A 23,002-nucleotide genomic window follows, 5' to 3' on the forward strand; every position below is an offset into this window, starting at 1 on the left:
CGGACGTCATCGGCGGGGTAGCCAGACCGTGAAGAGGACGCCGGGGTCCTGGGGGCGTACCGAGATCGTGCCTCCGTGGAGTTGGGCGTTGGATCGCGCGATCGGGAGGCCGAGTCCGCTTCCGGAGCTCGACGACTTGTAAAAGCGGTCGAACACGCGCCCGATGGCCTCCGGAGGGATGCCTTTGCCGTGGTCTCGCACTTTCACCTCCAGCCCGTGGGGGGTGTCGCGCACCGTGAGCTCCACCGGTGGCGCGCCGTGCTTTTGAGCGTTTCCCACCAGGTTTGCCACGATGACATCGAAACGTCGTGGGTCCAGGTGGAAGGTGAGCCACTCCGACGCCTCGACCCGGACGGCGCCCGTCCATCCCCGGATCTCCAGCGAGTCGCAGATCACGTCGTTGACGTTGACCGTCTCCAGGCTCAACGTCGCGGCCCCCGAGTCGAACTTGCTCGTCTCGATCAACTGCTCGACCAGGACACGCAGCCTCTCGACCTCATGCAGCACCAGCCGTACGGCTTCCGCCGGCGCCTTCGGCAGGCGCTCGGCCTCCTCCAACAGCAGTTCGGTGACCGCGGTCATCGCGGTGAGCGGCGTGCGCAGCTCGTGGGAGACGTCGGCCACGAAACGGCGGGACATCGCTTCGAGGTTGCGCAGTTCGGCCACGCTCTTCTCCAGCGCCGCCGCCGTTTCGTTGAACGTGGCCGTGAGCTCGGCCAACTCGTCGCGTCCCCGCACCGGCAGGCGGGTGTTGAGGTGGCCGGCGCCGAGGGCGCGGGCCGCGTCGCGCAGGCGCCGTACCGGCAGCAGCACCCGCCTGGCCGAGAAGAGGGCGCCGGTGAGGGCGATGAGCAGCGTGATGCCGCCCGCCGTGGCCAGCGAGCTGCGCAGCTCGTTGAGCAGGCGCTCCTCCTCGTCGAGCGAGACGAAGACGAACACCTTCAGCCCGGTGGGCTGAACCTGCCCGCCCCGGGTGGTCCGCTGCACCTGCGTGCCGAGGAGCAGCCACAGGCGGTCGGCCACCCGCACCCGCTGGGTGACCAGCCGCCACGCGGCGCGGGCGCGCAGTTCGTTCGGGACGTCGGCGATGGTGAGCATCGACCCCGCGTAGACGTTGTCCTGGTATTCCATGACCACTTGGCGGCCGGATCCGCCGAGTGAGGATCTGAGTTCTTCGAGGTCCTGGGCCGTGGGGGCGGGCTCGCCCGGCCACAGACTGCCCAGCGGCAGCGTGATCCGTTCGAGCGCGGTGGACACGCTGGTGACGGCCACGTCCTCCGTGCGCGTGGTCAGGGCGTTCTTGGCCAGCCCATAGCCCATACCGGCGACGAGGGCGGAGGCGGCTATGGCGACGAGCGTGAACGTGATGACGAGGCGGCCGCGCAGACCTGTGGGGAGCAGCCGATGGGCCGCTTTCACGGTGGGCTGAACCGGTAGCCGAAGCCGCGCACGGTCTGGATGTAGGTGGGGTTGGCCGGCACCCGTTCGAGTTTGGCGCGCACCCGCTGGACGCAGGTGTCGACCAGGCGCGAGTCGGCGGCGTGGGTGTGGTCCCAGATGACGCGCAGGAGGTAGCGCCGGTTGAGGACCTGGCCGGGGTGGCGGACCAGTTCGAGGAGGAGGCGCAGTTCGGTCGGGGTCAGGTGGATCTCCCGCCCGGCGAGCATTACCTTCAGCGCGCCCCGGTCGATGACGAGGTCGCCGAAGGTCAGGCGGTCCGACGAGGCGGACTCCACCCGGCGCAGCACCGCGCGGATACGGGCGTCCAGGACACGGGGTTCGACGGGTTTGACGACATAGTCGTCCGCGCCGGCCTCAAGTCCGACGACGATGTCGAGGTCGTCGCCACGGGCTGTGAGCAGGATCACCGGGAGTTGGTCGAGTTTCCTGATCCTGCGGCATACCTCCACGCCGTTGATTCCTGGCAGCATGACGTCGAGGATCGCGATTTCGGGTCGACGCGCACGGATGTGGTCGAGGGCCTCCTCGCCCGTGCTGTACGCCGTCACCGAGTGCCCTTGCCTGCTCAGCGCGAGCTCAAGGGCCGTGCGCACCGAGGGGTCGTCTTCAACCAGGAGGATGCCTGCCACGCGGTCATTATTGTTGCACTACGCGACAAACCCCTACCCGTCACAGAACTGTGACATATCACGGACGGAACCCGCACCTGTCGCCGACATCCTGGTGTGGGCTCACCCTTCGGTTCGGGGGTGCGAAGGGTGAGTCTGGGAACGTGACCAAAATCACACCCCGGGGGTAAACGGTCTTTAACCAGGCAGTTAGGAGCTAGAGCCCGTCGGGAAATCCACGTTCCGGTTGCGCACCACCCCCCTCCACACGGCAAGCTCGTAAGCCGTGAGTTCAGGTCCGCAGTTGAGGGAGCGCGAAGGTCCGCGCGCCCGCCGCGCAGCGCGTAAGCCCTCCCGCTCGTGGCTCACTCCGAAGCGTGTCGTGATCGTCGGGCTGACCGTGGTCTGCCTCGCCGGTGGGGGCGGCTTCGTGGTCTACACGGCCATGGAGAACGCCAAGCGGACCCCCCAGCCGCTCGGCCTCGCCGAGCTCGGCGCGCTGGCGGGCGGGGGTGACCCGTTCGCGCCCGACGCCACGACAGACATGCTCAAAGCGCAGGCGGCGCAGGCGTTGCGCGCTGACGAGCTCAAAGAGAGCCGCGGTGGCACGAAACGAAAGCTCGATTCGGTCTACGTGCCCGAGAAGGCGCCCGGAGGCGACGGCTTCCCCGCCGCCGCCTTCCCCCCGGGCAGCAACCCCGACCCCGGCAGCAACAAGGCGCTCGGCCAGAGGATGAACGCCGCGCGCGGATGGGCGGGCGAATGGGGCTGTCTTGAGAAGCTCTGGGAGAAGGAGAGTAACTGGAACGAGCGGGCGATGAACCGCTACAGCGGGGCATACGGCATTCCGCAGTCTCTGCCCGGCAGCAAGATGGCCAGCGTCGGCACCGACTGGCAGGTCAACCCCGCCACTCAAATCGAATGGGGTCTCACCTATATCAAGGGACGCTATGGGTCGCCATGCGGGGCATGGGGCCATTCTCAGGCCAAGGGCTGGTATTAGTCGGGTTTTCGGGGCAAGGCTTCGCCTGTAGGGCAAGCCCGTGCCCTGAGCAGGGACGCTGTGACTGTCCACGTGGCCCGGAAGGACGAAGATTGTTCCCTTCCGGGTCACGCTTGTTCCTGGATTCGGCAAGCCTGAGTGCCTTTCGCCTGAGAGCGCCGCACGCTTGGCCGCATGCGTGTGAAGGTCAGCGTGGTCGTGCCGGTCCGCAACCCCGGTGACGCGGCGGATGCCTGCATCCGCTCGGTGCTTGAGCAGTCCCTCCCGCAGGGGGAATACGAGGTCATCTTCGCCGACACGGGGTCGGTCGACGGCATCGCCGAGCGGCTCGACAGCGTCTCGGCGGTCCGTCCCAACGTCAGGGTGCTGCACCTGCAGTCCACGGACTCGATCATGCGGGCCCGCAACGTCGGGCTCGCCGTGGCCCAGGGCGAATACGTCTACCTGCTCGAACAGGGCGACAGGCTCGACCGGGGCGCGCTGCGGCGGATGTACCTCCGGGCCGTCGAAACCGACGCCGACGTGCTGATCGGGCGTCTGGTCCGCGGCCAGGGCCCTCCGCAGGCCGCCTTCGCCGGCAGCAGGGAGCGTGCCGATGTCGTGCGCGACAAGCTGTTCACGCTGCTCACCCCGCAGAAGCTCTACCGCAAGGAGTTCCTCACGGCCAACGCGCTGCGGTTCGACGACCCCGGCGGGAAGGTGGCCGAGCAGGCGTTCGCCGTACGCGCGCTTCTGACCGCCAAGGCCATCACCGTGCTGGCCGACCAGGTCTGCTGCCACCTGGGGGAGCCGCCTGAGCCGGCGCCGACGCGGCCGGTCGACACCGCCGCGGAGCTGCGGGCGCTGCTCGACATCGTGGACGCCCACACCGAACCCGGCAGGCAGCGCGACCGGCTGTACGCCCACTGGCTCCGGACGGTCGTGCTGCGGTCGCTGATGAATCCCCGCTTTGTGACGTCGTCCCACGAGCGCTACGCGGTGTACGCCCCCTTCCGCGCTCTCGTCACGGACCGCTTCCCCGAGGAGGTGGACACGCACCTGCCCGTCCACCTCCGGGCCATGGCGGCGCTTCTGCGCGCGGGCCGCCTCGACCAGATCGTCACGCTCGCCCGGGCGTCGCGCGGCACCACGCTCGCCGCCGACCTGTGCGACGTCCGCTGGGAGAACGACATCCTGGTGCTGAGGCTCGACGTCGAGGTCGTCGGCGGCGGCGGCGCGCCCCAGCGCTTCCGAGCCGACGGCGACCGCGTGTTCTGGCAGCCGCCGGTGCCCCTCGACCCCGCGGCGTTCACCGCCGAGCTCGCCGACGTCACCGAGGCGGTGGCGCGCTCCCGCGTCGAGGTCTACGTGCGCCACGCCGAGAGCGGCATGATCTACATGCTCCCCGTGGAGAGCCAGGTCACCCACATCCCCGACGGCGGGCACGTGCGGATGCGCATCAGCGGCGAGGCACGGCTCGACGTGGGCAGCGCCGCCATCGGCAACCCTCTCCCCGCCGGGCTGTGGAACGTCCACGTGCGGATGTACGGCGGAGCCCACCACGCCCGCACCCGCGTGCGCCGCGGCGGCATGCCGATCAACTGCCTCGGCGTCCTCGTCGACCATCCGAGGCGGCTCGTCGTCCCCTGCTGGTCCGACGACGGCGAGCTCGGCGTGTGCGTCGAGCCGCGCTCGTTCGCCGAGTCCATCGCGCTCGTCTCCTTCGGCGCGTCGGTCACGCAGCGGGACGGCCAGGTCTACGTCGTCGTGCCCGTGCCCTACGTGCCGCCGAGCGGGGGGCCGCCGGTGGAGCTGGTGCTGCGGCACGTCCTCACCGGGCGGGAGGTCGCCGCGCCCGCCCTGGTCGAGCCGGGGGTGCCCGGTCGGCTGCCGGGCCAGCTCGTCGCCAAACTCCCGGTACGGAGGCTCACGGCCGAGGGCTTCCTCGGACCGGGGGGGTGGACGCCCACGCTGCGCATCGACGGCGAGGAGGAGGGGCTGCGGTTCGGGATCCACGTACGGCGCGGCCACGCGGAGGTGCGGCCGTCGTCGGCCGTGGACGCGGCGCAGCGGCCGCTGCTGGAACGTGACTCGATCCTGCGGCGCGTCGCGCTGCGGATCCCGGGCGCCCGGCATGTGGCCCGGGCCGCGCGCAAGGGGAGGAGCCGCTACCTCTGATCGAGGTGGCGCAGCCGGTGCAGGCGCAGCGCGAGCTGGATCTCCAGCGCCCGGTCGGGCTCATGCCAGTCGTCCCCGAGTAGCCGCCCGACGCGTTCCAGGCGCTGGGTGACGGTGTTGACGTGGATGTGCAGGGCTTCCGCCGTACGGGTCGGGGAGCCGCCGGTGGCGAAGAAGGCGGCCAGCGTGCCGGCGAGTGAGGTGCCCCGCCGGGCGTCGTAGGCGAGGACCGGGCCGAGGGTCGCCTCGGTGAACGCGGCCACGTCGCCGTGCCCGCCCACCAGCAGGCCCACGAAACCGAGCTCGGCCGCGCTCGCGCCGTCGCCGGCGCGGCCCAGCGCGATGAGCGCCTCGGCGCACCGCTGCGCCTCGCGGTACGCGGGCGCGACCCCCGCGGGGCCGCGCACCGGACCCGCCGCCCCCGCGGTCGCGGGACTGCCCAGGGAGACGCTCAAATCGGCTGCTATGCGTTTGGCGGTGTTTGTGGCATATGTGGCGGGGCTTGTGCCGTACGGGCCGCCAGAGGGCTCCTGGGGCGCGGGAAGCAGCAACACGACCGCCTCGCCGTGCCCGGCGGCGAGGCCGCCGGCGATCGTCGCCGTCGACGCCGCCCAGAACGCCGCACGCTCCCGCCTGCCGCCGTGCTTGACCACGATCACCACGTGGGGCGCGGAAAGATCGACACCGACCCGGCGGGCGCGGTCGCGCAGCCCTGCGGGATCGGTGACGGGCCGCGCGATCAGATCGTCGAGCAGCTCACCTCGCACGCGGCCCTCCGCCTCGGCCACACTCCGCCGGAACAGCAGCAGCAGAGCCGTGATCAGTGCGGCACGTTCCAAAATGAGGGAGTCGCTGCCCTCCACGTCCGCGTCCGCGTCCCCCTCCACGTCCGCGTCCGCGTTTATGTCCGCGTCCGCGTTTATGTCCGCGTCCGCGTTTATGTCCGCGTCCGCGTCCGCTGCGGTCGCACCGGGACGCAGCACCAGCGTGCACAGCGGCTCCGAGCTCACCTCCACGGAGGCCACCAGCACACGGCCGCGGCGTACGGCCCGGCCCAGCGCCCTGGCCTCCCGCGCGGCCTCCGCCGTCTGCGCGTCCGTGAGCCCCGTGCCGGCGGAATCGCCGTGGAGCGGCCTGCCATCGCCGTCGAGCACGGTGAGCGTGCCGCCGAGCGCGTCGGTGACCACCGAGGCCACCTCCTCGACACCACCTCCCCGCAGCACCAGGCCCGCCATGCGGTCGTGGGCGCGCGCGGCGCGTTCCACGGCCTCAGTGTGGGCCCTCATCAGCCGGTTCGCCTCGCTCAGGTCCGCGAGCGCGGCCCTGGTCTCGTCGAGCAGGCGGGCACTGTCGATGGCCACGGCCGCGTGCGCGGCCAGCGAACCGAGCAGCGCCACTTCCTCCCGGGCGAACGTTCGGGGTGTGCGGTCGGCGGCGAACAGCACACCGATCACCCGGGTGCCGAGCCGCAGCGGCACCCCGAGGATGGCCACCAGGCCCTCCTCCTTCACGGCCACATCGATGTCGCCCGTGTGCGCGAAACGGCCGTCGGCGAAGTAGTCGGGAGTCGCGTACGGCGTGCCGACCTGGGCCACAAGCCCGCCGAGACCCGCCCCCATGGCCAGCCGCAGCGCCCGGAACCGCGCCGAGACCGACCCGTCGGTGACCCGCATGTAGGTGTCGCCCCGCTCGGGGTCGTGCAGCGCCAGTGACGCGGTGTCGGTGCCGAGCAGCAGCCTGGCCCTGCGCACGATCGCCTCAAGCAGGGCGTCGAGATCGCGCAGTCCGGCGAGGTCGCTCGCCGAGTCGTAGAGCGCCGACAGCTCGGCTTCGCGTCTGGCGCGGCGGCGCAGTACGGCCCGGACCTTGAGCGCCTCCACCTTGGCGGCCGAAAGCCGCCGCACGGTCTCGGCGTCGGCGCCTGCCGCCCGCGCGGCGAGCACCGGTTCCTCGAACTCCACAGCGCCGGCCTCCTTGGCCAGCAGTTCGAGGAACACAAGCTCGTTCACACGGATATTCTCCAGCTTTCCGTGGATCTTCCCCGTGCCGGGTCGCGGGTCACTGCGGCGGGCGGGTCATCGCGAGCACGTCGAGCAGCGCGTCCAGTTCGGCCTCGGTGATCGCGCCGTTCGCCGTGTGGCCGCGTTCGATGACCACCTCCCGGATGGTCTTGCGCTCGGCCAGCGCCTGCTTGGCGATCTTCGCGGCCTCCTCGTAGCCGACGTGCCGGTTCAGCGGCGTCACAATCGACGGCGAGGACTCCGCGTATTCGCGGCAGCGCTCGACGTTGGCGGTGATGCCGTTGACGCATCGGTCGGCCAGCAGCCGGGAGGCGGCGGCCAGCAGCCGGATGGACTCCAGGATGTTGCGCGCGATGACCGGGAGCATGACGTTGAGCTCGAAGTTGCCGGAGGCCCCGGCGAACGCGATCGCGGCGTCGTTGCCGATGACCTGCGCGGCCACCATGGCGACGGCCTCGGGCACTACCGGGTTGACCTTCCCGGGCATGATCGAGGAGCCGGGCTGGAGGTCGGGCAGGTTGATCTCGCCGAGTCCGGCGCGGGGGCCCGAGCCCATCCACCGCAGGTCATTGACGATCTTGTTCAGCGAGACCGCCGCGACGCGGAGCTGCCCCGACAGTTCCACGATCGCATCGCGCGCGCTCTGCGCCTCGAAGTGGTCGGCCGCCTCCGTGAACGGGATGCCCGTGGCCTCGCGCAGCCTCTCGATCACCGCGCCGGCGAACCCGGGAGGCGTGTTGACCCCGGTGCCGACCGCCGTGCCTCCGAGGGGCAGCGCGCCGACCCTCGGCAGCGTCGACTTCAGCCGCGCCACGGCGTTGTCGATCTGCGTGGCGTAGCCGCCGAACTCCTGCCCGAGCGTCACCGGCGTCGCGTCCATGAGATGCGTACGGCCGGCCTTGACGACCTCGGCGAACTCCAGGGACTTCAACCGCAGCTCGTTCGCCAGGTGCTCCAGCGAGGGGATCAGGTGGTAGACCGTCTCGGTGGTCGCCGCCACGTGGATCGTCGTCGGGAAGACGTCGTTGGACGACTGGGAGGCGTTGACGTGGTCGTTCGGGTGGACCGGGCGGCCCAGGCGCTCCTCGGCGAGCGTGGCGATGACCTCGTTCGCGTTCATGTTGGATGAGGTGCCCGACCCCGTCTGGAACACGTCGACGGGGAACTCCGCGTCGTATTCGTTCTCCGCCACATCGGTCGCGGCCTGGGCGATGGCCTCGGCCATGTCCCGGTCGATCACCCCGAGTTCGCTGTTGGCCTCGGCCGCGAGCGCCTTGACCAGGCCGAGGGCGGCGATGTGGGCGGGGTCGAGGCCCCGCCCGGAGATCGGGAAGTTCTCCACGGCCCGCTGGGTCTGCGCCCGCCACTTGGCCGCCGCGGGCACGCTGACCTCGCCCATCGAGTCGTGTTCGATTCGAAAGTCCGTCATGTGTTCAGTCTGGCCGACGCCCCTCCGCCGGGCCTCACGGGTGCCTCCGCTGGAGGGGCCTGTCGTGGTAGGTCGCCCCGATCAGAGGATGGACGCCACCATGACGATGATCAGGACGAGGGTGATGATGCCGACACCGATGAGGATGATCTTGCCGACCCGGCCGCCTGCCGGCTTCGCCGCGGGCGTCCGCTCCCTGCCGTCCGCCGGCCCGAACAGGTCCATGCCGACGTTGCCCTCGCCCGTGGTCTCCCACCCGTACGGCGGAGCCGGCTCGGCCGGGAACCCGCCCGCCGTCTCCCGCTGCGGATGGCCGGCGTGTCCCTCGCCGTCCCGGCCTCCGCCGTCCCAGGCGCCGCCGTCCTGGCCGCGGCCGTCCCAGCCTTGACCGCCCCAGGCGTGGCCGTCCCGGTCCTGCCCGGGGCCGTCGTGCCCGCCGTGATGCCCGCCGTGGTGCCCGCCGTGGTGCCCGTCGTCATGCCCGTCGTCGTACCCGTGGGCCCGCGGCGGGCCGGTGCCGTCCCGCTGCCACGGCACGGGATCAGGCGCCTCCGGCGGGGCCTCGGGCTCCCGCTCCGGTGCCCGCCCGGCGAGGAGATGCTGCGGCAGCGGACGCTTCGCCGGCCTGGCGATCATGACGGTGCGGTTGGCGGCGTCGTCCTCGTCCGCCGTGAAGGACCCGACGTCGGCGAGAGGCTCCGGGGAAGGGGCCTGCTCCCGCCGGTCCGCCGGCCTGCGCGGCCCGGGCACACTCCCGTCCGGTACGGCGGAGCCGCCGGAGGCCCTCGCCGCGCGGGCGGCGGGCGGCCACCCCGCGGGCTCGTCCTCCAGGTCGGCGTCGGGCCCGGGGAACACCGGGATCTCCGTCGTCGGGGTGTCGGCCACGGAGCGCAGCATGGCCGCGGCCCTGCCGGGCCCGAGCCGCTGAAGGTGGTCCTTCTCCAGCAGGCCGTCGAGCACCTGGCGCAGCGGCCCCGCCTGCGTGGGCGGGTCGGCGTTCTCGGTCATCAGCGCCGCGAGTGTGGCGGCGACCGTCGCGCGCTCGTAGGCGGGCCTGCCCTCGACCGCGAAGTACAGCGTCGCGCCGAGCGACCACAGGTCGGACTCCGGACCCGTGTAGTCGCCCCTGGCCCGTTCGGGAGCGGTGTAACCGGGGGAGCCGATCACCATGCCGGTCTTGGTGAGGTTGCTGTCGCCCTCGGCCTTGGCGATGCCGAAGTCGGTCAGCACCACCCGGCCCGTGTGCGTGAGGAGCACGTTCGCCGGCTTGACGTCGCGGTGCAGGATGCCTTGGGCGTGCGCGGCGCGCAGGGCGCTGAGCAGTTCGACGCCGATCTCCGCCACCAGCCGGGACGGCAGCGGGCCCTCCTCGTCGATGACGTGCTCCAGGGAGCGGCCCTCGACCAGCTCCATAATGATCCACGGGCTGCCGCGTTCCACGATCGCGTCGTAGACCGTCGCGACGGAGGGGTGGGTGACACGGGCGGCGCTGCGCCCCTCGCGGATCATCCGCTCCCTCAGCTCGGCGCGCTGCTCCTCACTGAGCGCCGGGTCTTGGCGGATCTCCTTGACGGCGACCTCACGCCCGAGTGAACGATCGTGGGCACGCCAGACCGTTCCCATCGTTCCTCGGCCGAGGGGCGCGATCAGCTCGTAGCGGCCAGCGAGCATGCGCAGTTCCGGCATGCTATGACGATAGCGATTTCCCCTTGGGTTTGGTTTTATCCGCGCTTGCGAAGTTCGCGCGGCCAGAAGCGGCGGGGCAACAGGGTCTGGATCAGCGGGGCGAGGAGCCGGATGATCGGCCGCGGAGCCGGTCTCGACTCCACGGATCTGCGGTGCGTCCCCTCGCCGGCCCGGCGATGCGTCCTCGGCGGCGGCACCTGAGGAGGCGGCGTCATGTCGAGCACGGGACGCGCCGGAGCCCGTGCGGCGGGAGCGGACGGACGCGGCGGCACCGGCTTGGCGTCAGCGCGGTGCAGGCCCCGATGCGCCGGACGCCGGGTGAACGAGGGCACCGAAATCGCCGTCGAGGTGCGCACCGATTTGCTGGCCGCCTGGCCGAGCGGCTCCTCGGCCGACCCGCCCGCGGCGACGCGGGCCAGCATCAGCGAGGCCCGGACACCGTCCAGCCTGGTCTCGGGGTCGATGCGCAGCAGCGCCCGCAGAATCGGCGCCAGCGGGCCCGCCTTCTCCATCGGGATCGGCTCGCCACTGGTGAGGGCGGCGAGCGCGGCGGCAGCCGTACGGCGGCCCGACAGGCCCCGGCCCTCGACGGCGGTGTAGAGCGTCGCGCCGAGCGACCACAGGTCGGCCGCCGGGCTGGCCTTGGCGCCGAGCACGCGCTCAGGCGCGATATAGCCGGCCGACCCGAGCACGATGCCCGCCTGCGTGATGGAGGCGTCGCCCTCCAGCGCCGCCAGGCCGAAGTCGGTGAGCACGGCCCGCTCCTCGACCACGAGCACATTGCTGGGCTTGACGTCGCGGTGGAGGATGCCCTTGGCGTGGACGGCCCGCAGCGCGCCGAGGATCTGGCGTCCGACCTCGGCGACGCGCCGGGGCGGCAGCGGCCCCTCCTCGCGGATCATCTGCTCAAGGGAGCGGGCCTCCAGCAGCTCCATGACGATCCACGGCCGGTCGTCCTCGGTCACGACGTCGAAGACGTGGATGACCGAAGGGTGGGCGACCATCGCGGTCGCCCGCCCTTCACGCTCGGTCCGAGCGCACAGCTCGGCGCGGAGCTCCTCGTCCAACACCGCCGGCAGCCGGACTTCCTTGACCGCGACATCGCGGTGGAGAAGCTCGTCGCGCGCCCGCCAGACGGTGCCCATGCCGCCGCGTCCGACCGGCTCCAGAAGCCGGTAGCGCGCGGCGAGGAGGTATCCGGAGGGCGCACGCATGGGTGGCAGCTTACCGATTTGCGTAATGCGACCTGTAGAGACAGCGCCGATAATTTGTTGAGATCTTCAGTCAGCGGGATTGACTGGTGGCGTCAGTAAAACGCCTCTGAACGTCGGTCCAGTTCACAAGACCCCACAGTTTCTCCACGTAGTCGGGGCGCACGTTGCGGTATTGCAGGTAGTACGCGTGCTCCCAGGCGTCGAACACGAGCAAGGGAGCGGTGTTCATTCCGACGTTGCCGTGGTGGTCGTAGACCTGCTCGACGATCAGGCGGCGGCCGAGCGGCTCCCATGCCAGCACGCCCCAGCCCGACCCCTGCACGGTGGAGGTCGCGGTGGTGAGCTGCTTCTGGAACGCCTCGAAGGAGCCGAAGTGCTCGTCGATCGCGGCCCGCAGCTCGCCGTCGGGGCGGTCGCCGCCGTCCGGGGAGAGGTTCTCCCAGAAGATCGTGTGAAGCACGTGGCCGGACAGGTTGAAGGCGAAGGTCTTCTCCAGGCCGACCAGGCCGCCGAACTCGCCCTTGTCGCGGGCCTCGGCCAGGCGGTCCAGCGTGTCGTTGGCGCCCTTCACGTAGGCGGCGTGGTGCTTGGCGTGGTGCAGCTCCAGGATCTCGCCCGTGATGGCGGGCTCCAGGGCCGCGTAGTCGTAGGGCATGTCAGGGAGAGAGTACGTCCCCATGGTCAACCTCCTCGTTGATCGCACCGACACTATTGCAAGCCATGTGCAGGTGCATCAGCCTTGCGTCCTAGGACCAGGCTCGCGCGTGTCACGGTAGATCTAACGTGACGGTAATTGCGAGTTGTTTGCAACTACTGCATGATGGCAAGTGTCAGTTTGGTCTCTGGTCTCCCGGGCCGCCGTCACTTCGGCGGCGGCGCGGGAGATCCGGGTCACCTCAACGGGGGTCGTTCCTCTGTGCCGGCCCTCTGTGCCGGCCGTGATCGGCTCGGCTGTGACCAGCTCCTTTTTGATCGGTTCGTCTGTGATCGGCTTCGGGGTCAGCTCCGGCGGCGGCCGATGGTCAGCGCCGGTCCCGTGGTGTCGGTGAAGAAGTCGTTGCCCTTGTCGTCGACGACGATGAAGGCGGGGAAGTCCTCGACCTCGATCCGCCAGACGGCCTCCATCCCGAGCTCCGGATACTCCAGGACCTCGACCTTCTTGATGCAGTCCTGAGCCAGCCTGGCGGCAGGGCCGCCGATGGAGCCCAGGTAGAACCCGCCGTACTTCTGGCACGCCTCGGTCACCTGCTGTGAGCGGTTGCCCTTGGCCAGCATGACGAAGGAGCCGCCGGCGGCCTGGAAGCGCTCGACGTAGGAGTCCATGCGCCCGGCGGTCGTGGGGCCGAAGGAGCCGGAGGCGTAGCCTTCGGGGGTCTTGGCCGGGCCGGCGTAGTAGACCGCGTGGTCGCGCAGGTAGGCGGGCATCTCGCCGCCCTCGTCGAGAAGCTCGGCGATCTTGGCGTGGGCGATGTCGCGCGCGACTACCAGGGGGCCGGTCAGGCTCAGGCGGGTCTTGACCGGATATTTCGTGAGCTCGGCGAGGACCTCGCTCATCGGGCGGTTCAGGTCGATGCTGATGACGTCGTCGGACAGGTGCTCGTCCGTTGTGTCGGGAAGGAACTGCGCCGGATCGGTCTCCAGCTTCTCCAGGAAGATGCCCTCGGGGGTGATCTTCGCGAGCGCCTGGCGGTCGGCGCTGCACGAGACGGCGATGGCCACCGGGCAGGACGCGCCGTGCCTCGGCAGGCGGATCACCCGCACGTCGTGGCAGAAGTACTTGCCGCCGAACTGCGCGCCGATGCCGAGCTTCTGCGTCAGCTCGAACACCTTGGCCTCAAGCTCCAGGTCACGGAAGCCGTGTCCGTTGGGGGATCCTTCGGTGGGCAGCGCGTCCAGATAGCGGGCGGAGGCGTACTTCGCGGTCTTCAGCGCGTGTTCCGCGCTCGTGCCGCCGACCACGACGGCCAGGTGGTACGGCGGGCACGCCGCCGTGCCGAGCGAGCGGATCTTCTCCTCCAGGAAGGCCAGCATGCGCTTCTCGTTGAGCACGGCCTTGGTCTCCTGGTAGAGGAAGGACTTGTTGGCGCTTCCCCCGCCCTTGGCCATGAAGAGGAGCTTGTACTCGTCGGCGTGGCCGTACGGGTCCTCGGCGTAGAGCTCGATCTGGGCGGGCAGGTTGCTGCCGGTGTTCTTCTCCTCCCACATCGTCAGCGGGGCCATCTGCGAGTAGCGGAGGTTGAGCCGGGTGTAGGCGTCGTAGACGCCGCGCGCGATGTGCTCGGCGTCCTGCCCGTCGGTCAGCACGTGGCGGCCACGCTTGCCCATCACGATCGCGGTGCCGGTGTCCTGGCACATCGGCAGCACGCCGCCCGCTGAGATGGAGGCGTTCTTCAGCAGGTCGAGCGCGACGAAACGGTCGTTGCCGCTGGCCTCGGGATCGTCGATGATCTTGCGGAGCTGGGCGAGGTGCGAGGCCCGCAGGAAGTGGGAGATGTCATGGATCGCGGTCTCGGTCAGCAGGCGCAGGGCCTCGGGCTCGACCTCCAGGAACCGGCGCCCCGCCGCTTCCACGACCCGCACCCCCTCTGCGGTGACCAAGCGATATTCGGTCTCATCTGGACCGAGGGGGAGCAGATCGGTGTAGTCGAACTCGGGCATCGTCGTTGATCCTCTGTTTGCGCGCGGTCACCGGCGCCGCGGGTCGCAGCCGAGCGGCGTCCCCACGAGGGTACGACTTTCGACTTTCGCTCCCGACTCTTGGGGGAACCGTGACGCCCCTCGAAAACTCCGCTATCGAAATCCCCATAAGTCGGGCTTAGTGTGAGGTATACGTCGTATTCCATGACGGCGAGGGGGAGTCATGGCGGCAGGCATCTGGGTCATGATCGGCTTCGGAATCTTCATGATCGTAGGGCTCGTGGTCACTCTGATCGCGATCGTCCTGCGGGGCATCAGAGGCCCCGACCGCCAGTGGCCGGTGCGTTGACCCGTGAGACCTCGACGGCCGGCGCGCTCTGAGCCCCGGCCGCGTTCGCCATGCCTTGCGAGAGACCCACTTCGATGCCTTTCGAGCGCGTCGAGCTCTTTGAGGGGCTCTTTGAGCGGGTCGTACCCGTTGCGGTCTGTGGCGCGCTCAACCCGATCAGAATCCCCCCGACCACCATCAACGCGCCGACCGCCTCACCCACCGACGGCGGCCCGCCGCCGAGCACCGTCACCGTGAGGATCGCACTGATCGGGACGACCCCGGCGAACAGGCCGGCGCGTCCCGGCCCCAGCCGGGGCAGGGCGAAGTACCAGAGCAGGAACGCGGCCGCCGTCACGATCACACCGAGGTAGGCCAGCCCCAGAAGCTCGCCCCGATCGGGCGCCCGCAGCATCGCGGGCCCGTCCGCGACCCACCCCATGGCCAGCAGCATCGGTACGGCCAGAGCCGACACATAAGCCGACGTCCGCACTGCCCCGAGCTTCGGCAGCAGAGGTATGGCCAGCAGGGAGAAACCGGTCTCGCAGCCCAGCGCGAAAAGCGCCCACATCAGTGCCGTGGGCCCGCCCGTCCCGAGCCCCGTGGCCACCGTGGTGCCCACCACGACCACACCCGCCCCGGCCAGCAGCCGCGGCGTCGGCCTGCCCCCGCCCACCAGCGCCAACACCAGCGGCACCGCGCCCAGCACCGTGCCCGCGAGCGTCGCGCCACCGTGCCGGGTCGCCTCCACCACGCCCACGTTGAACAGCACCAGGCCGACCAGCGTCAGCGCGGCGAGGAGGACGATCTCGCGAGGCGTCAGCCGTACGAAACGCAGGCGCATCGCCGCGCAGACGGCCACCAGCACCGCGGCGCCCATCGTGTAGCGCACGGCCATCCCCCCGTACACGGGATAGTCCTTGATCAGGTCGGATACCGGTGCGAGGGTCCCCATCAGGAACATCGCCGCGGCGGCCGAGCCCGCCGCGGCGCGTCCTCGCCACGGGGAAATGCCGTGGACAGTCGCGTTCATATGTCGGAATGCTAGGAAGGCAATGGATCGCACTTCCTGTCCAATCCAAGGGCAGATCGGAGGACCAATTGGCAGACCTTCACCTCGCGGTCGACCGGGCCGCCGGAGGCATCGCCGGCCAGATCGCGCGTGAGCTCCGCGGCGCGATCAGGAGCGGGCGCCTGGTGGCCGACGTACGGCTGCCCGCCAGCCGAGAGCTCGCCAAAGACCTCGGAGTCTCACGCGGCGTGGTCGTCGAGGCGTACGAGCAGCTCGTGGCCGAAGGCTTTCTGCTGTCCCGCGTGGGTGCGGGCACCTTCGTGGCGCCGCTGGCCGACGCGGCGGTCGCCGTCCCCGACCAGGTGCGTCCGCGGCGCCCGGTCCTGCCGCCCTACAGGCCCACCTCGCCCGAACTCAGCGCGTTCCCGAGGGAGCGCTGGCTGGCGTCGGTGCGGCACGCCCTCGCCACCATGCCGGTCGAGGCGTTCGACTACGCCGACCCCGGAGGGGTGCGCGAGCTCCGCGAGGAGATCGCCGCCTACCTGGGCCGGGTGCGGGCCGCCGCCGTCACCCCCGACACGGTCGTCGTCGTCGGCGGAGTCGTGCAGGGGCTCACCCTCACCCTCCGCGCCCTCGGCCCCGGGGCGCGGCTCGCCGTCGAGGACCCCGCGGGCCACCGCCAGAACGCCGTCATCACCGCCATCGGCGTCACCACGGTGCCGGTGCCCGTCGACGACGAGGGCATCGACGTGGCGGCCCTGCGCGCCGTTGACGTCGACGCGGTCCTCGTGACGCCGGCGCACCAGTATCCGACCGGGGTCGTGCTCTCGCCGGCTCGCCGTACGGCTCTGGCCGCGTGGGCGGCGGACACCGGCGCCGTCATCATCGAGGACGACTACAACGCGGAGTTCCGGTTCGACCGCGAACCCGTCGGGTGCCTGCAGGGGCTCGCCCCCGCCTCCGTGGTGCTCACCGGCTCCGTCAGCAAATCCCTCGCCCCCGGGCTGCGGCTCGGCTGGGTCGCCGCACCGCCCCACCTGGCCAGAGCCGTACGGCGCGCCCGCGCCCTGCTCGACCTGGGCTCTCCGGTGATCGACCAGTACGCGCTCGCGCATTTCATCGCCGTCGGGTCCTACGACAGGCATCTGCGGCGGATGCGCCGCGAGTATCGCATCAAGCGCGACGCCCTGGTGGGCGCGCTCCGCCGCCATCTGCCCCAGGTGAGACCCCTCGGCGTGTCGGCGGGCATGCACGCCTGCCTGGAGTTGCCGCCGCACTGGGACGAGCGGGCCGTCGCCAAGGCCGCGACCGCCTGCGGGCTGCCCGCCGAGCCGCTCGCCATCATGCGCACCCGGCCCGGCCCGCCCGCGCTCGTCGTCGGCTTCGGCCGCCTGCCCCCTCGCCGCGCCGACGAGGTGGTGGCCGCCCTCGCCGCCGACCTCCCCGACGATCACCGGCCCTCGGGCACCTCCAGGTCAAGGCCGTTCACAACGGTGATCTCGCCAGAGCGTTTGACTGCGCCGCGGATGGAGACGGCAGAGCCGGGCATCGTCATACCGCCACCATAGAAGTCGGCACCGAAAGTTCTCCACGAGGTTTTCCCGCTGCCTGATCTATCGTCGAAGGGTGGACGGTCTCATGTCACACGGCCCGAGCGGCCCTCCCTCATACGCGGGAGGCACCCCGCGTCCCGACCAGTTGCGCGCGGCCGACTCCGACCGCGAACGCATCGTCGCCGTCCTGAGCGACGCCGCGGCCGACGGTCGACTGACCCCCGACGAGCTGGAGGAACGCGCCACGCTCGCCTACAGCGCCCGCACCCTCGGCGAGCTGAGCGGCCTCACCGCCGACCTGCTCCCGCCCGAAGAGCAGCCGCTGCGCACCGACACGCGGCCGGTGCTGGCGTTCTTCCGGACCGAGCGCAAGGAGGGCCGCTGGGTCGTGCCACCGCACTACTCCGCCACCGCCCTCTGCGCCAACGTCACCCTGGACCTTCGGGACGCGGTGCTCCAGACCGGCCACATCCGCCTCCAGGCGACCGTGGTCGGCGGCACGCTCACCCTCCTCGTGCCGCAGGGGGTGAAGGTGCTCATGCCCGCGTCCTCGTTCCTCGGGAGCAAGAAGAGCCAGGTCGCGGGCGACGCCCGGCCCGACGCCCCCACCATCGAGATCACCGGCTTTGTGAGCATGGGCACCATCATCGCCAAGACCCCCAAACCCCCCAAGCAGCCGCGGTTGGGCGGCCTGCTGCGCCGCCGCTCCCTGCCCTGACCGCCTGGCACCCGGAGCCATGCGTACGGCACCAGCCGGGCCGGTGGCCGTACGGCACAAGCCGGGCCGGTGGCCGCCGCCGGGCCCGTGCCGCGTGGCCGGCCTTCGGCGGGGCGGGCCGGGTGGGCCCGTGCCGTACGCCCTCAGGAGGCACCAGACGGGGTGGGGTCAGGTGGCGCTGTCGAAGTTGATCGCGCTGTAGGCGCGGAGCTTGGCGAGCTGGTGCTCACTCGCCACGTGGCGGATCGTGCCGGAACGTCCGCGCATGACCAGCGAGTGCGTGGTGGCGTGGCCGCCGCGGAAACGCACCCCGTGCATCAGTTCGCCCTCGGTGATGCCGGTGGCGGCGAAGAACACGTCGTCGGACGTCACGAGGTCGTCTGTGCTGAGGACCTGGTCCAGGTCGAGCCCGGCGTCCAAGGCGCGGCGGCGCTCCTCGTCGTTCTGCGGCCACAGCTTGCCCTGGATGACGCCGCCCATGCACTTGAGCGCGCAGGCCGCGATGATGCCCTCGGGCGTGCCGCCGATGCCGAGCATGAGGTCCACCCCGGTGCCCTCGCGGGCCGCCATGATCGCCCCCGCCACGTCACCGTCGGTGATGAACTTGATCCGGGCTCCGGCGCTCCGGATCTCCTTGACGATGTTCTCGTGGCGCGGCCGGTCAAGGATGACCACGGTCACGTCCGAAGGCGAGGCGCCCTTCGCCCGGGCCACGGCCCGGATGTTGTCGGCGACCGGCGCCTCGATGTCCACGGCGTCCGCCGCCTCCGGGCCCGTGGCGAGTTTCTCCATGTAGAAGACCGCCGACGGGTCATACATGGAACCGCGCTCACTCACCGCGATGACCGAGACCGCATTGGGCATCCCCATCGCCGTCAAGCGGGTGCCGTCGATCGGATCCACGGCCACGTCGCATTCCGGCCCGCTGCCGTCACCGATGCGCTCCCCGTTGAAAAGCATGGGGGCGTTATCCTTTTCACCTTCACCAATAACGACGACGCCGTTCATCGACACCGTGTTGATGAGTTGGCGCATGGCATTGACGGCGGCGCCGTCCGCGCCGTTCTTGTCGCCGCGGCCCACCCATCGTGCCGCGGCCATCGCCGCGGCCTCGGTGACCCGGACCAATTCCAAAGCGAGGTTTCGGTCGGGCGCGTGTTTGCCGGTGGCGAGTGCGGCAGGAACGGACGTCTGATCGGACAATTGACCGGACATGGCGACAGACCCCTCTCATGGACTACTGCACCGATCGTAGTCAGCAGCCTTTCGCCGATCATCGGGAGGATAATGTGCCCACCATGAGCAGTGACGCGGAACAGTCGGTGACGGGTGTGGCGGTTCGCACGTCGGAGCGGGGTGCGGCCACGCGCACCGCGCTTCTGGAGGCGGCACGGGAGATCTTCGTCACGAACGGCTTCGCCGAGGCGGGGGTCACCGACGTCGTGGCCCGGGCCGGCGCCAGCGTCGGCAGCCTTTACCATCATTTTTCTGGGAAAGCCGATCTCTACCTGACGCTGTTCGAAGAGTTCCAGACCCGGCAGGCCCAGCGCACCAAGCAGGCCGTCCACGCCGTCCGCGCGGCCGGGGAGACCGACCCGATGCGCCACTTCATCGCCGGCGCCCGCGCCTACCTCGAAGGATCCCTCGCCGAACGCGACCTCGCCGCCCTCTTCCTGCGCGGTGACGGGCCGCCCGGCTTCGAGGTCACCATGCGTGACCGCCTCCGGCAGTGGGCCAAGCGCAACGCCGCCCTGTTCGAAGGCGACGAAGGCGCCCTCGTCGTCGTGATCACCGGCGCGCTCGCCGCCGCGGTCTCCGAAGTCGTGCTCTCCGACGACGAGGACGCCGCCCGCAGACTCTCCGACGACGTGCTCGCGATCATCGGCCAGATCCGCAGGCCCGCAAGCCCGACCGGTCCGCAGAGCGGGTAGTCTCGGCATCCGTGGAGCGCTTCACCAAGGGATTCCTCGGATATGTGGTCGCCGTGGCCGTGTGCTTGGCGGGGGTCGGCCTATTCCTGTTCGTCACCCCGCAGAGCAGGACCGAGCACATTCCCCAGGTGAACTACTCGATGGACCTCGCCGGTCTGCGGCGCACCGCCGACCACACCATCTACGCCCCATCCGCCGTCGCCAAGGGATGGGTGCCGACCAGCTCCCGCATCACCAACGAAAAAGGCGCCGGCACATGGCGCCTCGGCTTCGCCACCGCCAAGCGGGCCCACGCCATGCTGGCGCAGAGCAGCGAAAAGCCCCCCGCGGAATTCGCCGACCGCCTCGCCAACTCCAACGCCGTCGTCGGCACACGCCAAATCGGCGGGGCCACCTGGGAAGAGCGCTTCCGCGAGGACAAGAAGCAGCGCACCCTCGTGCGCTTCCTCCCCGACACCACGGTGATCGTCACGGGCACCGCCGACTGGGACGAACTCGTCGCCCTCGCGTCGTCCCTGCAACCCCAGACCAAGATCAGCGACTAGCCCGTCGGACGGTCGCACGGGCCGCCCGCGCTCAGAACGGCCTGCCGCCCTCGTCGTCGCCCTTGCCCGACGGCTCCGACCTGCGGGCCATCGCGGCCGCGAGCTTCACCCGCGCGCCCTGCAGCCACTCCTCGCACACCGCGGCGAGCCGCTCCCCGCGCTCCCACAGCTCGATCGACTGCTCCAGCGTCAGGCCGCCCGCCTCAAGGCGGCGCACCACCTCGGTCAGCTCCTCGCGCGCCTGCTCATAGGACGGTGTCGTCGTCTCCTCAGCCACACCCCCACCCTAGGCCCTGCCGCCGCCGCGAACGCTCCGCCGACCCCGCGCCAAGCCGAGGACACGCCGAATGTCGGCCGGCCGCGCCGCACGCCCCCAACGCGGCCACATCACGGGGTCAGATCACGGGTCAGATCACGGGTCAGATCAGGGGGCCAGATCACGGGGCCAGATCGAAAAACGCCTCGACGCGTCGCTTGTGGTAGTCAAGGCCTTCCTCGTCATGCTCGACCCCCCGCTTGCGCGCCCCCTCGAAGTAGGCCGCCTCACGGCGCAGCCGATGCCTGATCAACTGCGCGATCATGCGGTCGTCCATGTCGCCCGCCGTCCCGCCCGCCCGGTGATAATCGGCGACGAAACGGCGAAGCAGGGTGGGCGAACCGCCGTATTCGTCCGCCCACTCCATCGCCGCCCACGCCACCTCCAGCTCAGGCGCCCCGACGATGGCCTCATCCCAGTCGAGCACGGCCACCAGACGACCCTCCGAAGCCAGCGTGTTGCCCGCGTAGAAGTCGCCGTGCAGCGCATGACGCGCAAGACCACGGGCGTGGAAATCCGCCAGCCACCGGTCGAGCTCCGGGTCGGCGAGATACGGCACATCGCGGGGCGGCTCGCCGTACAGGCCGATCTCCACCGACGCGGCCACCGGACGCGGCGGCGGGCGAAACGACACGAGCGAACGGTGCAACCGGGCGAGAAGCCGCGCACCCTCCGCACACACCCACGGCCGGTCGCTGTCCGGCCACGCCCCCTCCACATAAGGCCACAGCGAAAGCGGACGGCCATCGACGCGAAGCACCGTCGCCCCGCCGCGCGCAGGAATCGGAGCGACGGCCTCCGGCAAGGTCAGCGCCGCATGCACGGCGACCCCGTGACACCACTCCGCCTCGGCGGCGCTCCGCCACTCCGGCCCCACACGCAACACCACATCGCCGAGCCGGTAGGCAGCCGACTCCTCCCCACCGTGCAAACGCACCGCGTCGCCGTCGACACCCCGGCCCCACGCCTCCTCGACCGACCGCCGCATGGCGTCGGTCAGCGGCGTCTCAACGTAGATCAAGCGACCCTCCACCCCGCACAGACCCTCAGTCCCCAGTACGGCACGGCCCCAAAGCCCGCCCCGCCGCACACCCTAAGGCCCGCCCGCGCGCCGCGCGCCGCATGCCCGCCCCGCCGCGACGCCCCGGAAGGCGGCCCGGCTCAGCCCTCGTCGGCCGGCTCCACCCGCGCCCGCACCCGGTCGTCGGCGAAACGCACGGTCAGCTCGTCGCCCGGCGACACGTCGGCCGCACGCCGGACGACCTCGCCCGACGGGCGCTGCGCGATCGCGTAGCCGCGCTCCAGCGTCGCCGCGGGCGACAGCGCGACCAGGCGGGCACTCAGATGGCGGATGCCGTCCTCCGCGCGGTCGAGCGACCCGGCCAGGCAGCGGCGGGCGCGGTCCCGGAACTGATCCACCTGCTCGGCGCGGCGCTCGATCTCACGCACCGGGTCGGCCAGCGAAGGACGCGACCGCATCGACCCCAGCCACGACCACTCCCGCTCCACCCAGCCCCCGACGACACGCCGGCCCCGATCGCGGAGCTGGCGGATCATCACAAGCTGCTCCCCGACATCCGGAACGACCTTCTTCGCCGCGTCCGTCGGCGTCGAAGCCCGAAGATCGGCCACGAGATCCAGAATCGGGCTGTCCTGCTCGTGGCCGATCGCGCTCACCACCGGGGTGAGGCATGCGGCCACCGCCCGCACCAGCGACTCGTCCGAGAACGGAAGGAGATCCTCAAGGGAGCCGCCTCCCCGCGCCACGATGATCACGTCGACCTCGCGGTCGGCGTCGAGCTTGCGCACCGCCTCGGTCACCTCACCCACCGCGTAAGGGCCCTGGACCGCCACCTGCTCGACCTTGAACCGCACCGCCGGCCAGCGCCGCCGCGCGTTCTCCAGCACATCGCGCTCCGCCGCCGAATCACGGCCGCAGACCAGCCCGATCGTGCCCGGCAGGAAAGGCAGCCGCCGCTTGCGGTCGGCGCTGAACAGCCCCTCGGAGGCGAGCAGGCGGCGCAGACGCTCAAGCCGCGCCAGCAGCTCGCCCACGCCGACCGGCCGGATCTCCAGCGCCGTGAACGCGAACGACCCCCGGTTGACCCAGAAATCCGGCTTCACGTGCACCACGACCCGCGCCCCGTCCACAGGCCGCGGCACCGCCACCTCGTAAACGCCACGCGGACACGTCACCCGGGCGGACACATTGGCCACCGGATCACGCAACGTCATGAACACCGTGCCGCCTCTCGCGGTCAACTCGGTGATCTGACCTTCCACCCAGATCGTGCCCAACTTGCCGATCCACCCGGCCACCATCTGGAGCACCGTGCGGACCGGCAGCGGCTGCTCCGGCGAGGTTTTCGCGCTCATGGAGCGA

General features: G+C 70.9%; 19 protein-coding genes. 6 read left to right on the forward strand and 13 right to left on the reverse strand.

The genetic code is table 11. The features are described 5' to 3' along the window. Nucleotides 1-6: 6 nt before the first annotated feature. Together BLQ73_RS11345 and BLQ73_RS11350 are read right to left on the reverse strand one after the other, a co-directional pair. Nucleotides 7-1,419, reverse strand: coding sequence for a sensor histidine kinase (locus BLQ73_RS11345; RefSeq protein ID WP_245691000.1), 1,413 nt, complete (start codon nucleotides 1,417-1,419; stop codon nucleotides 7-9). After that, nucleotides 1,416-2,090, reverse strand: a complete 675-nt coding sequence (locus tag BLQ73_RS11350; RefSeq protein ID WP_093170370.1) for a response regulator transcription factor — start codon at nucleotides 2,088-2,090, stop codon at nucleotides 1,416-1,418. The genes BLQ73_RS11345 and BLQ73_RS11350 overlap by 4 nt, the downstream gene beginning before the upstream one ends. A 265-nt stretch (nucleotides 2,091-2,355) precedes the next feature. Between BLQ73_RS11350 and BLQ73_RS11355 the strand changes: the two genes are divergently transcribed. Both BLQ73_RS11355 and BLQ73_RS11360 read left to right on the forward strand, forming a co-directional pair. Next, a complete protein-coding gene (locus BLQ73_RS11355; RefSeq protein ID WP_245691001.1) occupies nucleotides 2,356-3,072 on the forward strand; it encodes an aggregation-promoting factor C-terminal-like domain-containing protein in 717 nt (238 codons plus the stop codon). Nucleotides 3,073-3,246: 174 nt separating this feature from the next. Next, the gene (locus BLQ73_RS11360) at nucleotides 3,247-5,229 is read left to right on the forward strand and encodes a glycosyltransferase family 2 protein (protein ID WP_093170372.1); all 1,983 of its coding nucleotides are present in this window, start codon (nucleotides 3,247-3,249) and stop codon (nucleotides 5,227-5,229) included. On the opposite strand, the gene BLQ73_RS11365 is transcribed toward BLQ73_RS11360, so the two are convergent. From BLQ73_RS11365 to BLQ73_RS11395, 7 genes are all read right to left on the reverse strand, one after another. Then, on the reverse strand, nucleotides 5,220-7,244 hold the full coding sequence (locus BLQ73_RS11365) for a helix-turn-helix domain-containing protein (RefSeq protein ID WP_093170373.1): 2,025 nt from the start codon (nucleotides 7,242-7,244) through the stop codon (nucleotides 5,220-5,222). The genes BLQ73_RS11360 and BLQ73_RS11365 overlap by 10 nt on opposite strands. 43 nt (nucleotides 7,245-7,287) lie before the next feature. Further along, entirely contained in the window at nucleotides 7,288-8,679 is a 1,392-nt protein-coding gene (locus BLQ73_RS11370; RefSeq protein ID WP_093170374.1) for a class II fumarate hydratase, read from the reverse strand. 81 nt (nucleotides 8,680-8,760) lie between these two features. Then, entirely contained in the window at nucleotides 8,761-10,365 is a 1,605-nt protein-coding gene (locus BLQ73_RS33400; RefSeq protein WP_218125780.1) for a serine/threonine-protein kinase, read from the reverse strand. 35 nt (nucleotides 10,366-10,400) lie between these two features. Further along, nucleotides 10,401-11,579 carry a serine/threonine-protein kinase gene (locus BLQ73_RS11380; RefSeq protein ID WP_093170375.1) on the reverse strand — a complete coding sequence of 393 codons (1,179 nt, stop codon included), beginning with the start codon at nucleotides 11,577-11,579 and terminating at the stop codon, nucleotides 10,401-10,403. A 70-nt stretch (nucleotides 11,580-11,649) separates the two neighbouring features. Continuing rightward, entirely contained in the window at nucleotides 11,650-12,258 is a 609-nt protein-coding gene (locus tag BLQ73_RS11385) for a superoxide dismutase (protein WP_093170376.1), read from the reverse strand. 320 nt (nucleotides 12,259-12,578) lie between these two features. Next, nucleotides 12,579-14,237, reverse strand: a complete 1,659-nt coding sequence (locus BLQ73_RS11390; protein WP_093170377.1) for a fumarate hydratase — start codon at nucleotides 14,235-14,237, stop codon at nucleotides 12,579-12,581. Nucleotides 14,238-14,530: 293 nt separating this feature from the next. Further along, a complete protein-coding gene (locus BLQ73_RS11395) occupies nucleotides 14,531-15,577 on the reverse strand; it encodes a DMT family transporter (protein ID WP_218125782.1) in 1,047 nt (348 codons plus the stop codon). 68 nt (nucleotides 15,578-15,645) lie between these two features. Here BLQ73_RS11395 and pdxR point away from each other — a divergent pair, with 68 nt between their 5' ends. Together pdxR and BLQ73_RS11405 are read left to right on the forward strand one after the other, a co-directional pair. Then, nucleotides 15,646-17,124: a MocR-like pyridoxine biosynthesis transcription factor PdxR gene (pdxR, locus tag BLQ73_RS11400; RefSeq protein ID WP_093170378.1), complete on the forward strand. Its 1,479-nt coding sequence runs from the start codon at nucleotides 15,646-15,648 to the stop codon at nucleotides 17,122-17,124. 58 nt (nucleotides 17,125-17,182) lie between these two features. Then, on the forward strand, nucleotides 17,183-17,827 hold the full coding sequence (locus BLQ73_RS11405) for a DUF1707 SHOCT-like domain-containing protein (protein ID WP_245691003.1): 645 nt from the start codon (nucleotides 17,183-17,185) through the stop codon (nucleotides 17,825-17,827). Between the two features lie 168 nt (nucleotides 17,828-17,995). Here BLQ73_RS11405 and glpX read toward each other — a convergent pair whose 3' ends face one another. Then, nucleotides 17,996-19,042 (reverse strand): class II fructose-bisphosphatase, encoded by a 1,047-nt coding sequence (gene glpX / locus BLQ73_RS11410; RefSeq protein ID WP_093170379.1) that lies wholly within the window; start codon nucleotides 19,040-19,042, stop codon nucleotides 17,996-17,998. A gap of 83 nt (nucleotides 19,043-19,125) precedes the next feature. Here glpX and BLQ73_RS11415 point away from each other — a divergent pair, with 83 nt between their 5' ends. Together BLQ73_RS11415 and BLQ73_RS11420 are read left to right on the forward strand one after the other, a co-directional pair. Beyond that, nucleotides 19,126-19,758, forward strand: a complete 633-nt coding sequence (locus BLQ73_RS11415) for a TetR/AcrR family transcriptional regulator (RefSeq protein ID WP_093170380.1) — start codon at nucleotides 19,126-19,128, stop codon at nucleotides 19,756-19,758. A gap of 11 nt (nucleotides 19,759-19,769) precedes the next feature. Next, nucleotides 19,770-20,303 carry a DUF4245 domain-containing protein gene (locus BLQ73_RS11420; protein ID WP_093170381.1) on the forward strand — a complete coding sequence of 178 codons (534 nt, stop codon included), beginning with the start codon at nucleotides 19,770-19,772 and terminating at the stop codon, nucleotides 20,301-20,303. Between the two features lie 31 nt (nucleotides 20,304-20,334). Here BLQ73_RS11420 and BLQ73_RS11425 read toward each other — a convergent pair whose 3' ends face one another. From BLQ73_RS11425 to xseA, 3 genes are all read right to left on the reverse strand, one after another. Further along, nucleotides 20,335-20,580, reverse strand: coding sequence for an exodeoxyribonuclease VII small subunit (locus tag BLQ73_RS11425; RefSeq protein WP_093170382.1), 246 nt, complete (start codon nucleotides 20,578-20,580; stop codon nucleotides 20,335-20,337). A gap of 160 nt (nucleotides 20,581-20,740) precedes the next feature. Beyond that, nucleotides 20,741-21,640, reverse strand: coding sequence for a phosphotransferase enzyme family protein (locus tag BLQ73_RS11430; protein WP_093170383.1), 900 nt, complete (start codon nucleotides 21,638-21,640; stop codon nucleotides 20,741-20,743). A 140-nt stretch (nucleotides 21,641-21,780) separates the two neighbouring features. Continuing rightward, a complete protein-coding gene (gene xseA / locus BLQ73_RS11435) occupies nucleotides 21,781-22,995 on the reverse strand; it encodes an exodeoxyribonuclease VII large subunit (protein ID WP_093170384.1) in 1,215 nt (404 codons plus the stop codon). Nucleotides 22,996-23,002 lie beyond the last annotated feature (7 nt).

It is taken from the genome of Sinosporangium album, assembly GCF_900100605.1.
Classification (GTDB): Bacteria; Actinomycetota; Actinomycetes; order Streptosporangiales; family Streptosporangiaceae; genus Sinosporangium; species Sinosporangium album.

Coding starts and splice junctions, on each gene's coding strand:
- BLQ73_RS11360 (WP_093170372.1), top strand. CDS start 3,247: ATGCGTGTGAAGGTCAGCGTGGTCGTGCCGGTCCGCAACCCCGGTGAC.
- BLQ73_RS11370 (WP_093170374.1), bottom strand. CDS start 8,679: ATGACGGACTTTCGAATCGAACACGACTCGATGGGCGAGGTCAGCGTG.
- BLQ73_RS33400 (WP_218125780.1), bottom strand. CDS start 10,365: ATGCCGGAACTGCGCATGCTCGCTGGCCGCTACGAGCTGATCGCGCCC.
- BLQ73_RS11380 (WP_093170375.1), bottom strand. CDS start 11,579: ATGCGTGCGCCCTCCGGATACCTCCTCGCCGCGCGCTACCGGCTTCTG.
- BLQ73_RS11385 (WP_093170376.1), bottom strand. CDS start 12,258: ATGGGGACGTACTCTCTCCCTGACATGCCCTACGACTACGCGGCCCTG.
- BLQ73_RS11390 (WP_093170377.1), bottom strand. CDS start 14,237: ATGCCCGAGTTCGACTACACCGATCTGCTCCCCCTCGGTCCAGATGAG.
- BLQ73_RS11395 (WP_218125782.1), bottom strand. CDS start 15,577: ATGAACGCGACTGTCCACGGCATTTCCCCGTGGCGAGGACGCGCCGCG.
- glpX (WP_093170379.1), bottom strand. CDS start 19,042: ATGTCCGGTCAATTGTCCGATCAGACGTCCGTTCCTGCCGCACTCGCC.
- BLQ73_RS11415 (WP_093170380.1), top strand. CDS start 19,126: ATGAGCAGTGACGCGGAACAGTCGGTGACGGGTGTGGCGGTTCGCACG.
- xseA (WP_093170384.1), bottom strand. CDS start 22,995: ATGAGCGCGAAAACCTCGCCGGAGCAGCCGCTGCCGGTCCGCACGGTG.